Genomic DNA, 12,741 nt, shown 5'->3' on the forward strand with positions numbered 1-12,741 from the left:
GCGCGTGCTACTCGGCCGCGGCGCGGATGCCCGGCCTGTCAGGAAAGGTGCAGATGACGGTCGTGCCCTTGTCCTTGCCGGTTTCGATGCGGACGCTGCCGCCATGGAGCTCGACGAAGCTCTTGACGATCGACAAGCCGAGGCCGGCACCGCGACGGCGCCCGCCATTGGTGCGCGGCTCAAAGCGGCGGAAGACCGAATCGAGCACATCCGGCGGCATGCCCGGGCCGTCATCGTGAACCGAGAATTCCACCCCGCTCGTCAATTGCCGGCAGGCGAGCCTGATCGTGCTGGCTTCCGGAGCATAGTTGGCGGCGTTGCTGAGCAGATTGTAGAGGATCTGGCGGACTCTGATCTCGTCGCCGTGAAACGTCTTCGGCGCCGCCGCGGCGTCGATTTCCAGCCTTATCGCATGCTCCTCCAGCCGGTCGACCACCAATTCGGCAGCGGCAGCGATCGTCTGGTCGACATGCACTTCCGAAATGTCGAGCTGCATGATGCCGGCATCCACCGTGGCCAGGTCGAGGATGTCGTTGACGATGGTGAGCAGCACGGAGGACGACGAGCTGACATGGCCGACATATTCGCGCTGTTTCGGGTTCAGCGGACCGGTCGTCGGCAGCGTCAGCAGTTCGGTGAAGCCGATGATGTTGGTGAGCGGCGATCGCAATTCGTAGGACACATGCTGGACGAACTCGTTCTTGAGCTGGTCGGATTTCCGCAACGCCTCGTTCTTGTCCTTCAGCGCCCTCTCGACATGGACGCTGTCGGTCACATCGACGAAGGTCACCATCACCTGCCCGTTGGGTAGCGGAATCATGGCGTAGCTCAGCACATCGCCATTGTTGAGTTCGGTCTGGCCATGGCGATCGCGCCGCTCGTCGTCGAAACCGGTGATGGCGGCGACGAAGCCGGGCCAGGGACTGTCTGCCGCTTGCCGGCTGCACAGGTCACGGATCGTGGAAACGTGCACATTCGCCTTGGCGGCCTCGGCGCTCAGCCCCCAAAGTTTGGCAAAGGCCGGATTCGAAAGCCGAAGCCTGCCGTCCGGGCCGAACACCGCCACGCCCTCGGCAAGGTTGTCGAGCGTTTCGCCCTGGACCCGCACTGCCGTTTGATAGCGGCTCTCGAGATCCATCTTCTCGGTAAGGTTCTCGAAGACCCAGGTCACGCCGCCCTTGGGCTGCGGACTGGCGACGACGCGAATGGTCTTTCCATCGGGCAGATGCCACCAATGTTCCTGCGACTCCACGGCGCGATAGGCGCTAAGCAGGCTTTCCTTCCAGCGGCGCCATTCGGGCTGCTCGGCGATCTTGCCCTCGCTGCGCAAACGGTCGAGCAACAATGCATTGTCGGGGGCGCTGTGCAGGAAGCCGGTTTCGAGGCCCCAGAGTTTCTGGAACGCCTGGTTGAAGAACCGCAGCTTCTCATCGACGTCGAAAATGGCCACCGCCGTGTTGAGCTGGTCGAGCGTGTCGGCATGGCTCCTTACGGTGCGCTCATATTCGCCGCGCATCGCCTCGATGGCGCTGGTGTCGCAGGCAAGGCCGGCGGAGCCATCGGCGCCGGCGAAATCGGTCACCGCGAATACGCGACGGTCGCCTTCGATCACAGTCGAGAGCGATTGCTCGAAGACCGGATGGGATCTGTGTTGGGCGGCAATCGCGTCCCGCGCCTGGCCGCCGAGAAACTCCTTCGCGTCGCGCACGGCGGCTTCCGGGCTTTCGGCCTCGACGGCATCGGCATAGGCCCTGTTGACCCATCTCAGCCGCCCGTCCTCGCCACGCATCCACGCCGGCATCTTGAGCGCGTCGAGCAGGCCCATCATCGTATCGTGGTCCGCCGTCAGGCGCTGGTTTTCGATCTTGAGCCGCGCCTGGCCACGTTGCGTCTCCGACAGCGAAACGAAGCGCACGAGCACGTGCGCCGCGCTCTTGCGGCCATGCACCTCGAGCGGTGCGCCGGCCTGCGATTCAATGACAAGGTCGAAGGGTCTCGCTTTTTCGCGCAGTCCGGCGATGGCGTGCTCAAGCGCCGCGGCCGAGCGCGGCATCAGCCAGCGGCCGAAGGCAAGGAACGCTGCCCGGTCCTCAGGCGCTCCGCTCTCGACCGGCAAGGTGCCGATCAGTTCCGGTTTCTTATTGTCCGCCGCCCAGACAACGACACGCTGGTCGCGCAAGTTGAGCAACGCCTCAGAACGGCGCAGCGCCGCATTGATGTCGGCGAGACGGCTCCTGAGTTCGACATTCTCCGCCGAGGTGCGGGCCCTTTCGCGAATGAGGACGACGGCCGACAGAAGGGCCGCGCCGGTCACGCCGACGAACACGGCAAGCTGCATGACCTCTACCGTGCTGACCGACAGGCCGGCAACGGTCGCACCCTTGCCCTCGGCACGCGCGACCGCATGAAGGAAGGGAGCGGCCAGTGTAGAGGTGCCGAGCAACAGCCCGGCGCGGGCGCGCCATGACAGGCGGCCGCCTCTTAAGGCGGAGCCAGCGGCCCCCGAATCGTCATGGCCGCCGGAAACGGCCCGTCCCGCTGCGTGCGGGTGTTGCCCCGGCATGTCTTGGTCCTCTCCGCCGCCTGATACAAGACCGCCCTGATGCGCGCCTCTCTCATCCCTTGCAGGCCGCAAGCGTCGCGAATCACCCGACAATAAACCCTCGCCGAATCGCCGTGAAGGCGATGGCGCGCAAAAATAAAGCCGGGCGAAATGTCAATCGCCCGGCGTCAATATCTGGTAGTAATTTCCGCTTTGGTTAATAGCGGTAGTGTTCCGGTTTGAACGGTCCCTGCTGGCTGACGCCGATATAGGCTGCCTGCTCGCCCGAGAGTTCAGTCAGGCGGGCACCGAGCTTATCGAGATGCAGCCGCGCGACCTTTTCGTCGAGATGCTTGGGCAGCACATAGACCTGATTCTCGTACTGTCCGGGCTTGGTGTACAATTCGATCTGGGCCAGTACCTGGTTGGTGAAGGACGCCGACATGACGAAGCTCGGATGGCCGGTGGCATTGCCCAGATTGAGCAGGCGGCCTTCCGATAACAGGATCATGCGCTTGCCGTCCGCAAAGGTGATCATGTCGACCTGCGGCTTGACGTTGGTCCATTTCAGATTGCGCAGCGACGCCACCTGGATCTCATTGTCGAAGTGGCCGATGTTGCCGACGATGACCATGTCCTTCATCGAGCGCATGTGGTCGAGGGTTACGACGTCTTTGTTGCCGGTTGTGGTGATGACGATGTCGGCGGTCGGAGCCGCGTCTTCCAGCGTGACCACCTCGAAACCGTCCATCGCCGCCTGCAGCGCGCAGATTGGATCGACTTCGGTGACCTTGACGCGGGCACCGGCGCCCTTGAGCGAAGCCGACGAGCCCTTGCCGACGTCGCCATAGCCGCACACCACGGCGACCTTGCCGGCCATCATGGTGTCAGTGCCCCGGCGGATGCCATCGACCAGCGATTCCTTGCAGCCATACTTGTTGTCGAATTTCGACTTGGTGACCGAGTCGTTGACGTTGATGGCAGGGAAGGGCAGCAAGCCCTTCTTCTGTAGCTGGTAAAGACGGTTGACGCCGGTGGTCGTCTCTTCGGTGACGCCCCGGATTGCAGCCTTCTGCCTGGTGAAGAAGCCGGGCGTGGCCGCCAGGCGCTTCTTGACCTGGGCATAGAAATATTCTTCTTCCTCGCTCTGCGGGTTGGACAGCACGTCCTCCCCGGCTTCGGCGCGGGCGCCGATCAGGATGTACATGGTGGCGTCCCCGCCATCATCGAGGATCATGTTGGAGAGGCCGCCGTCCGCCCACTGGAAGATGCGGTCGGTGTAGTCCCAATACTGTTCGAGGCTCTCGCCTTTGACAGCGAAGACAGGAATGCCGGCCTCGGCAATCGCCGCGGCGGCATGGTCCTGCGTCGAGAAGATGTTGCAGGACGCCCAGCGGATGTCGGCGCCGAGCGCCTTAAGGGTTTCGATCAACACTGCTGTCTGGATGGTCATGTGCAACGAGCCGGTGATGCGCGCGCCCTCGAGCGGCTTCTTGGAGCCGAATTCCTCACGGCAGGCCATCAGGCCCGGCATTTCGGTCTCAGCGATCTCGATTTCCTTGCGGCCCCAGCCGGCAAGCGAGATGTCTGCGACCACGTAATCCTTGCTACCCGTCATGGCAGTGCTCCTGCGAATTGTTGCGCTTACGAATTGGTTGCCGATGCGCCCACGCCTATCGGCGCGTCAAAGGGCGCGGATGCCGCTGACTAGCAGATCGCCGGCGAGGCGACAATGGGATATAAAGAAATCTTTATCCCTGCATGTGTCGAAGACACGCTTTTGCCGAAATCAGGCGTCCTCGCCAAAGCGGGATGCCACGAGTTGTTCCAGCGCGTCCATCGCCTGAGCCGCCTCCGGGCCGCTGGCTGTAACGCGGATCGAATAACCGGGGCTGGCTGCCAACATCATGAGGCCCATGATCGAGGTGCCGCCGACCTTGACCCCGTCCTTCTCGACATGCACAGAGGCGTCGAACCCGCTCGCCACCTGGACGAATTTAGCCGAAGCGCGGGCATGCAGTCCGCGCTGGTTGATGATCGGAAACTCCCGGACAAGCTGGTCTTTTTCCGACAGCGCGTTCATTTGCTGCTCAGAAGCTGGCTGGCGACGTTGATGTATTTGCGGCCGGCGGCCTGCGCCTCGTCGAGCGCCGCCGCCATATTGTCGCCCTTGCGGATCGAGGACAGCTTTATCAGCATCGGAAGGTTCATGCCGGCGATCACTTCCGTGCGGCCAGACTCCATCACCGAAATGGCGAGGTTCGACGGTGTGCCGCCGAACATGTCGGTCAGCACGATGACGCCGGCTCCGGTATCGACACGGGCGACAGCATCGACGATGTCGCGGCGACGCTGCTCCATATCGTCGTCGGCACCGATTGCCACGGTTTCGAAACTGTCTTGTGGCCCCACGACATGTTCCACGGCATGTCGAAACTCGGTGGCCAGTTGACCGTGCGTTACAAGCACGAGTCCGATCATTCTCTGGTGGCTCCCGTCATCGCCGCTTCACAGGCGCATTTTATGCTCGCCAGCCATTTTAGGCGGCGGGAGCGCTATCTTGTCGACGCGCGGCCTGTTGACAAGCCCAAAATTGCGCGGGCACCTGCCATTTTGACGCATTGCAACAAGAAATAGGGACGGATCACAGGAATAGCGCGATCGACAGCCGTGCCGCAATTGCGGGCAAAGCGGCCGTGACGTTGCGTTCGGCTAGGTCGATCCGGGGCACTAGGCAGCCCGCGATGGTGCTTGCGGCGTCCTCCTGAAAGCGCGCCGTTCCGCCGGCCGCCAACAGGCGCAGGTGCAGATCGACGACGCAAGCCGGCTCGAAGGGAAGCGGACGCGGACCGAGCCCAGGCACCTCGGCGAGGCCGGCTATGACGGCGGGAACACGGCAAACCAAACGCCCGGCGTGACCTTCGACAAATAGCTGATCGTCGCCGACCAGCCGCGCGAACAATCCACATGGCCGGCAATGCGCGATGAGCGCCAGGGCCAGCGTTGTCTTGCCGGAACCGGAGGCGCCAGTGACGAGGATGCCGCGATCGCCGATCAACAGTGCCGTTGCGTGAATGTTTTCAGGCTGCACGATCGGCAATCATGCTTGTTGGAGGAAGCATGAGCCCTGGACGAACGGCACATCCAGTCCGAGAAACCGCGGCTCACCTCTCGCGATCATGCTTCCGCCGGCAGCGTCACGACGAAGCGCGCGCCCTTGATTTCGCCAGGCTTGGTGCCTGGAATGTTTTCGGCGGTCAGCGTGCCGCCATGAGCCTCGACGATCTGTCGCGATATGGACAGGCCGAGACCCGAATTCTGGCCGAACGCCTCGCCAGCCGGCCTGTCGGTGTAAAAGCGCTCGAAGATCCGGTCGATGTTGTCCGCCCGGATGCCGGGGCCGTTATCGTCGACCGTGAGGATGTTGAACTTGCCTGAGCGTGCCAGAGACAGGGTGATATGGCCATGGTCCTCGGGCACGAAGGAACGAGCGTTCTCGATCAGGTTGGTGACGACCTGGCCGATGCGCAGGTCATGCCCGAGGACGAAATAGCCCTTGACCCCCTGCGGCGGCTTGGCAACCTTGAACTCGATCTCAACCGCCTTCTTGTTGCGCGTGGCTTCTCGCGAAACGGCGACAAGATCGGTGATGAATGTCTTCAGGTCGACCCTGCCCGCGTCTTCCCGCGCCAGCTCCGCATCGAGGCGCGAGGCGTCGGAAATGTCCGTAATGAGGCGGTCCAAACGCCTGACGTCGTGCTGGATGATATCCATCAGCCGGCCGCGCGAAGTGTCGTTCTTGGCCAGCGGCAGGGTTTCGACAGCGCTGCGCAGCGACGTCAGGGGGTTCTTCAGCTCATGCGAGACGTCGGCCGCGAAGCTTTCGATGGCCTCGATGCGGGCATAGAGCGCGTTGGTCATGTCGCGTATGGCGATCGACAGATTGCCGATCTCGTCCTGCCGGTCGGAAAAGTCGGGGATTTCCTCGCGGCTCTTGACGCCTCGGCGCACGCGCACCGCAGCCGCAGAAAGACGGCGCAGCGGATTGGCGATCGTTGACGCCAGAAGCATGGACAGGATGGCGGTGACCAGGGCCGCTATGCCGAAGACGCGCAGGATCGCCTTGCGCTCGGCGGCGACGATCTTGTCGATGTCGCCGCCTTCGGTCGACAGCATCAAGACGCCCAGGACGGCGCGAAAGCGCTGGATCGGCACCGCCACCGAAACGATCTGCTCGCCCTGCTCGCTGACGCGCACGATCGTCGACGGGCTCCCGGTGAGCGCCTTGACCACTTCCGGGAAGGCCGCGCCGTTGCCGCCGGGCTGCTCGTGATAGACCGGCAACTCGGTGTTGCGGAACAAATCGAAGACGAATTTCTGGACGCGTTCGAGCAGGTCCGGCTGCTCCTCTTCCACTGGCGGCAAGTCGTAGCGCAGGATCTGGCCACGAGAATAGAGATGGCGTGAATCGAGCAGCAGATTGGCGTCCCGGTCATAGATGCGGGCACGCGTGCGGGTCGGCGATATCAGCCGTCTCAGAACAGGCGCGACACGTTCGGGATTGATCGGAAAATCAAGATTGTCGAGCTGATCCGAGCCGGGTCCGAGGCTTTCACCGGCCTGCAGTTCGAGCAGTTTTTCCGGATCGATGCTGATCGAATCCGTCTCGACCGTCGCAGAAGCGGCGATAGCACCGGCGATGATCTCGCCCTGCGTCATCAGGCTTTCGACGCGGGCGTCGATCAGCCCGTCGCGAAAGGTGTTGAGATAGAGAATGCCGGTCACCAGGACGGCAAGACCGGCGAGGTTGAGGAAGAGGATGCGCCGCGTCAGGCTGGAAAAGATGTGATGGCCAAGGAAGCGGCGCATCGGAACCGTGACCTTCGATAAGAAGGACGGCATAATCCTGGACGATCGCCTGTTGGCGCCCGCCGGCCTGCCTCGCTGTGCCTCCACTGCCATCGAATAGCAGGTCCCTGTTACTGAGTGGGCAGTGAGCAGCAGGCAACAGATAAATGGCTGGCTGAGACGCGGTGGCCGCTCCCACCATTCAAACCGACCACGGACTATTCCCTAATGCCAACAGCCTTTTCAAGCCTCTCGGAACCGGTACCCGACTCCGTAAAGGGTTTCGATCATCTCGAAGTCGTCATCGACGGCCTTGAACTTCTTGCGCAGGCGCTTGATGTGGCTGTCTATCGTGCGATCGTCGACATAGACCTGTTCATCATAGGCCGAATCCATCAGCGCATCACGGCTTTTTACGACGCCGGGGCGCTGCGCCAATGAATGCAGGATCAGGAATTCGGTGACTGTGAGCGTCACCGGTTCGCCCTTCCAGGTGCAGGTGTGGCGCTCCTGGTCCATGACAAGCTGTCCGCGTTCGAGCGATCGGGCCTGCTGGCTGGGGGTTTTGGCGGCGGCCTCGCGGGCGCTGGCGCGGCGCAGGACGGCGCGCACGCGCTCGACAAGAAGACGCTGTGAAAAGGGTTTGCGGATAAAGTCGTCGGCGCCCATCTTGAGGCCGAACAACTCGTCGATCTCGTCATCCTTGGAGGTCAGGAAGATCACCGGAAGGTCGGACTTCTGGCGCATGCGACGCAGCAGCTCCATGCCGTCCATGCGGGGCATCTTGATGTCGAGGATGGCAAGATTCGGCGGGCGCGCCGCGAGCCCCTCCAGCGCCGACGCACCATCCGTGTAGGTCTCGACGCGATAGCCCTCGGATTCGAGGGCGATCGACACCGACGTCAGAATGTTGCGATCGTCATCGACAAGCGCGATAGTTGCCATTTCAAGCGGCTCCCTCATGAGCTGTCCCTTCCTTTGGAGAAGGGGCTTTTGCAGGACAAATTAGGTACAAAATGTGGCATCGGCCCTGCCCGCTGTCACGCGGGACGTGCCGGTGGCCACAATTGCACCAGTACACGGATAGGACGATCGAACACTGCCAATCCTTTGGGCAACTATCCAACTTTTTGCATATATAAACGATTTAAACAACTTTCAAAATATTTAAATCGATTAATGATTTGATATCATTCGGCTTTTCTGGTTCTGACGATCTCGGCCCGCGCAATGGGGCACGCAGGAATTTCCGGCGAAGGGGCGATAATTGCTAGAAGGAACCACCATGTCGGAAGTCGGCAAACGCAATTCTGCCAGCGCCCTCGATGATATCGGCCTGAAAACCACCGGCACGGTGCATTACAATTTCGGTGCGGCCGCCCTCTATGGGGAGGCGATCCGGCGCGGCGAGGCCCGTTTGACCTCGCATGGCGCGCTTGTCGCCGAGACCGGCCTGCATACCGGCCGCTCGCCCAAGGACAAGTTCGTCGTCCGCGACGACGCCACCGAGGCCCACGTCTGGTGGGACAACAACAGGGCGATCTCGCCGGCCCAGTTCGATACGCTGCTTGCCGATTTCCTGGGCCATGCAGCGGACAAGGATCTCTATGTCCAGGACCTTATCGGCGGCGCCGACGCGGAATTGAAGCTGCCGACCAGGGTCGTCACCGAATTGGCGTGGCACTCGCTGTTCATCCGCAATCTGCTCATCCGTCCCGATGCCGCAGAACTCGAACAGTTCGTCCCCGAGATGACCATCATCGACCTGCCGTCTTTCCGCGCCGACCCCGCTCGTCATGGCAGCCGCACCGAGACGATGATCGCCGTCGACCTGACCCGCAAAATCGTGCTCATCGCCGGCACGTCCTATGCCGGCGAGATGAAGAAGTCGGTTTTCACCATGCTCAACTACCTGCTGCCGGCCAAGGGCGTGATGCCGATGCATTGCTCCGCCAATGAAGGAAACAATGGCGACGCCGCGGTCTTCTTCGGCCTTTCGGGCACCGGCAAGACGACGCTGTCGGCCGATCCTTCGCGCACCCTGATCGGCGATGACGAGCATGGCTGGGGGCCGCACGGCATCTTCAACTTCGAGGGCGGCTGTTATGCCAAGACGATCAAATTGTCGGCCGATGCGGAGCCGGAGATCTTCGCCACCACCCAGCGCTTCGGCACGGTGCTGGAAAACGTCGTGCTCGACGCCGACCGGGTCCCCGACTTCAACGACGGAAGCCTGACCGAAAACACCCGGTGCGCTTATCCGCTGGACTTCATTCCCAATGCCAGCAGGACCGGGCGCGCCAAACATCCGAGGAACATCATCATGCTGACCGCCGATGCGTTCGGCGTGATGCCACCGATTGCCCGCCTGACCCCGGCGCAAGCAATGTACCATTTCCTGTCGGGCTACACCGCCAAGGTGGCTGGAACCGAAAAGGGGGTTACCGAGCCCGAAGCGACTTTCTCGACCTGCTTCGGCGCGCCGTTCATGCCGCGCCATCCATCGGAATACGGCAATCTGCTGCGCGATCTGATCGCTCGGCATGAAGTCGATTGCTGGCTGGTAAACACCGGCTGGACCGGGGGCGCATACGGCGCCGGAAAGCGGATGCCGATCAAAGCGACCCGGGCACTGCTTTCAGCTGCCCTCGACGGCTCGCTCAAGGACACGGCATTCCGTACCGACGACAATTTCGGCTTCGAGGTGCCGGTGGCCGTACCTGGCGTGGACAGCGCCATTCTCGATCCCCGGTCGACCTGGGCCGACAAGGCCGCTTACGACCGGCAGGCCGCGAGGTTGGTCGGCATGTTTGCCGTCAATTTCGAGAAGTTCGAAAGCCATGTCGACGCCGTGGTGCGAGGTGCCGCGCCACGCATGCAGGAGGCGGCGGAATAATCGACTTGGAATGACCATTGAAGGGCCGTCTCGATCGGGTCTTTTCTTTTTTGCTCCATCGCGCCATGACTGCGGCATGACGAGCGACGACAGCATAATCATTGCCGCCGGCGCGGTGATCCACCCGGGCGATTTGCACGAGGACTTCATCCGTTCGTCCGGACCGGGCGGCCAAAACGTCAACAAGGTGGCGACGGCGGTGCAGTTGCGCTTCGACGCGGCCAACGCGGCCGGCCTTTCGGAGCGCGTGCGCGAGCGGACGATCAAGATGGCCGGCCAGCGGGCCACCAAGGATGGCGTCATCGTGATCGAGGCCGGGCGCTTCCGCACCCAGGAACAGAACCGCGCCGACGCAAGGGCGAGGCTGACGGCGCTTGTCGCCAAGGCCGCGGAGCCGCCGCCGCCGCCGCGCAAGAAGACCCGGCCGTCCAAAGGTGCCGTTGAACGGCGGCTGAAGAGCAAAGCCGGGCGCGGCACGGTCAAGAAGTTGCGGGGAAAGGTCAGCGACGACTGATCGCTGGCGGGAGCATTTCGGATCGCCGCCTGCGTTTCGATATGGCATTCTTGAGTCAATAGCAGAACAGGATATTGCCAGATCTATGCTCGTCCTGCCCAAAGGCGTCCGTCACATGCCAGCCCACCTCTCCCGCCAAGCGCAGGAAGCGCTGGTCGAGGATGTGAGACGGGTCGTGGCGCAGGCGCCGCTGTTCGTTCCCGCCATGCCGCGCACGGGCAAGGAGATGAGCGTGCGCATGACCAATTGCGGGCCGCTCGGCTGGGTCACCGACAAGGAACATGGCTACCGCTACCAGCCGACGCATCCGGCGACTGGGGCGCCGTGGCCGGCAATACCGGAGGCACTGCTCGATTTGTGGCGGCAGGTGTCGGCCTACCCCCATCCTCCTGAAGCCTGCCTAATCAATTTCTATACGCCGGATGCGAAGATGGGCCTGCATCAGGACCGCGACGAGGAGGATCTCTCGGCGCCTGTCGTCTCGGTCTCGCTGGGCGATGATTGCCTGTTCCGGATCGGCCAGACGACGCGCGACGGCGGCACGAAATCTTTCCGGCTGCAGAGCGGCGATGTCGTTGTGCTTGGCGGCGAGGGACGCTTATGCTTCCACGGCGTCGACCGGATCTATTCCTCTACCTCGGCGCTGTTGAGGAATGGCGGCAGGATCAATCTGACGCTGCGGCGGGTGACGAAGCCGGTCTAGGGTCGGGTGCACTGCCGCCGTTACTGTTCTTTAAAAAATTAGTGTCACTTAAGACACTATTTCTTCCCTCTGGGCCTATCTCCATGTCTTTCTCTGAAACCGCGCAGATCCTGTCGCATGCAGATCGGTTGTCGATATGGTTTGCAAACGAGCGGCGTTGCAATGGAAAGACCTATGCAGCGATCATCACATTTGTGCTGCTCACGTGGTTCGTTGCGACGATCAGAGGCGACACACTCCTGCCCTACCTCGCTGAATACGCCCAACGCATCCTTCGCAGTCTCCAGGTGTTCGGCTCCGCCCTTGTCATCGGGGCCTGCTCACTCGCCCTTGTCAAGGGACGTCGTGGATCCCCCGTCGGCATCGCGATGGCGTCGCTGGGACGCCTGGCTATGTCGACCCTGATTTGGCGCTATCTCTTCGCCTGCGCCGTCCTAGCCCTGTTTCTGGCGTGCTTCCTCTATAACAAGACGATGATACCGATCATCGCGCCTTTCCAGTGGGACGAAACCTTTTCGCGCTGGGATTCAATTCTCCTGGGCGGACATCAGCCCTGGCAGGTCATCCAGCCCATCGTGGGGACGCCTTGGATGACCGTGCTGTTTGACATCATGTATTCGGCCTGGGTGCCGATAGTCTTCCTGTTCTGGGCGGGGCTGCTCGTCAGTCCGCGCGTCCCGGAGCCGATCCGTGTTCGCTACTGGCGAGCCACGGTCATGTCCTGGATCCTGATCGGCCTGGTGATGGCCACACTCTTCTCGTCGGCGGGCCCCTGCTACTTCGCCGATGTGGTGCCGGGTGCGCCCTCGCCGTACAAGGACCTCGTAGAGTATCTCGATGAGGTCGCTGCGACCTACCCGCTGTCCTCGTCATTGGCAAAGGACATGCTTTGGCAAATCTATGCCGGCCAGGTCGACCTGCCCGGCGGCATTTCGGCCATGCCCAGCATGCACAACGCCCAGGCCACGTTGTTTGCAGCAGTCGCATATCTCATCGATCGCCGGTTTGGTCACATCATGCTGGCCTATGCCGTGCTGATCTTCCTGGGCTCGATCCACCTCGGATGGCACTACGCCCTCGACGGCATCGTCGGTGTGGGCGCGGCGCTCGTCATCTGGTGGATTTGCGGACTGCCTGGCCCAAGACGCCATCCCGATCAACCGCATCTTGCCGATCATTTCGCGACAGATGCAGGCCGCGAAAGTGGAACTGCGTCGAATTTGATGCCGAAGGCGTGA

General features: G+C 62.2%; 12 protein-coding genes. 5 read left to right on the top strand and 7 right to left on the bottom strand.

The genetic code is table 11. The features are described from left to right. Positions 1-7: 7 nt before the first annotated feature. From LB513_RS13000 to LB513_RS13015, 4 genes are all read right to left on the bottom strand, one after another. Positions 8-2,563: a sensor histidine kinase gene (locus LB513_RS13000; protein WP_224663905.1), complete on the bottom strand. Its 2,556-nt coding sequence runs from the start codon at positions 2,561-2,563 to the stop codon at positions 8-10. 196 nt (positions 2,564-2,759) lie between these two features. Further along, a complete protein-coding gene (gene ahcY, locus LB513_RS13005; RefSeq protein WP_224663906.1) occupies positions 2,760-4,160 on the bottom strand; it encodes an adenosylhomocysteinase in 1,401 nt (466 codons plus the stop codon). A 171-nt stretch (positions 4,161-4,331) separates the two neighbouring features. Beyond that, entirely contained in the window at positions 4,332-4,625 is a 294-nt protein-coding gene (locus tag LB513_RS13010; RefSeq protein ID WP_224663907.1) for an HPr family phosphocarrier protein, read from the bottom strand. Then, positions 4,622-5,023 (bottom strand): PTS sugar transporter subunit IIA, encoded by a 402-nt coding sequence (locus LB513_RS13015; RefSeq protein WP_140690825.1) that lies wholly within the window; start codon positions 5,021-5,023, stop codon positions 4,622-4,624. The genes LB513_RS13010 and LB513_RS13015 overlap by 4 nt, the downstream gene beginning before the upstream one ends. On the opposite strand from LB513_RS13015, the gene LB513_RS13020 reads away from it, so the two are divergent. Then, on the top strand, positions 4,958-5,179 hold the full coding sequence (locus tag LB513_RS13020) for a hypothetical protein (RefSeq protein ID WP_224663972.1): 222 nt from the start codon (positions 4,958-4,960) through the stop codon (positions 5,177-5,179). The two genes, LB513_RS13015 and LB513_RS13020, sit on opposite strands and share 66 nt — an antisense overlap. A gap of 7 nt (positions 5,180-5,186) precedes the next feature. On the opposite strand, the gene LB513_RS13025 is transcribed toward LB513_RS13020, so the two are convergent. The 3 genes from LB513_RS13025 to LB513_RS13035 form a co-directional block, all read right to left on the bottom strand. Continuing rightward, on the bottom strand, positions 5,187-5,633 hold the full coding sequence (locus LB513_RS13025) for an HPr kinase/phosphorylase (RefSeq protein ID WP_411962703.1): 447 nt from the start codon (positions 5,631-5,633) through the stop codon (positions 5,187-5,189). A gap of 86 nt (positions 5,634-5,719) precedes the next feature. Continuing rightward, positions 5,720-7,504, bottom strand: a complete 1,785-nt coding sequence (locus LB513_RS13030; RefSeq protein WP_318011189.1) for a sensor histidine kinase — start codon at positions 7,502-7,504, stop codon at positions 5,720-5,722. A 129-nt stretch (positions 7,505-7,633) separates the two neighbouring features. Further along, entirely contained in the window at positions 7,634-8,335 is a 702-nt protein-coding gene (locus tag LB513_RS13035; RefSeq protein WP_013528337.1) for a response regulator transcription factor, read from the bottom strand. Between the two features lie 340 nt (positions 8,336-8,675). Here LB513_RS13035 and LB513_RS13040 point away from each other — a divergent pair, with 340 nt between their 5' ends. The 4 genes from LB513_RS13040 (at position 8,676) to LB513_RS13055 (ending at position 12,741) form a co-directional block, all read left to right on the top strand. Beyond that, positions 8,676-10,286: a phosphoenolpyruvate carboxykinase gene (locus LB513_RS13040; protein ID WP_224663910.1), complete on the top strand. Its 1,611-nt coding sequence runs from the start codon at positions 8,676-8,678 to the stop codon at positions 10,284-10,286. A gap of 76 nt (positions 10,287-10,362) precedes the next feature. Continuing rightward, a complete protein-coding gene (arfB, locus tag LB513_RS13045) occupies positions 10,363-10,800 on the top strand; it encodes an alternative ribosome rescue aminoacyl-tRNA hydrolase ArfB (RefSeq protein ID WP_224663911.1) in 438 nt (145 codons plus the stop codon). An 85-nt stretch (positions 10,801-10,885) separates the two neighbouring features. Next, positions 10,886-11,503, top strand: coding sequence for an alpha-ketoglutarate-dependent dioxygenase AlkB family protein (locus LB513_RS13050; RefSeq protein ID WP_224663912.1), 618 nt, complete (start codon positions 10,886-10,888; stop codon positions 11,501-11,503). After that, positions 11,401-12,741, top strand: coding sequence for a phosphatase PAP2 family protein (locus LB513_RS13055; protein ID WP_224663913.1), 1,341 nt, complete (start codon positions 11,401-11,403; stop codon positions 12,739-12,741). The genes LB513_RS13050 and LB513_RS13055 overlap by 103 nt, the downstream gene beginning before the upstream one ends.

The organism is Mesorhizobium sp. ES1-1 (genome assembly GCF_020164785.1).
Classification (GTDB): Bacteria; Pseudomonadota; Alphaproteobacteria; order Rhizobiales; family Rhizobiaceae; genus Mesorhizobium.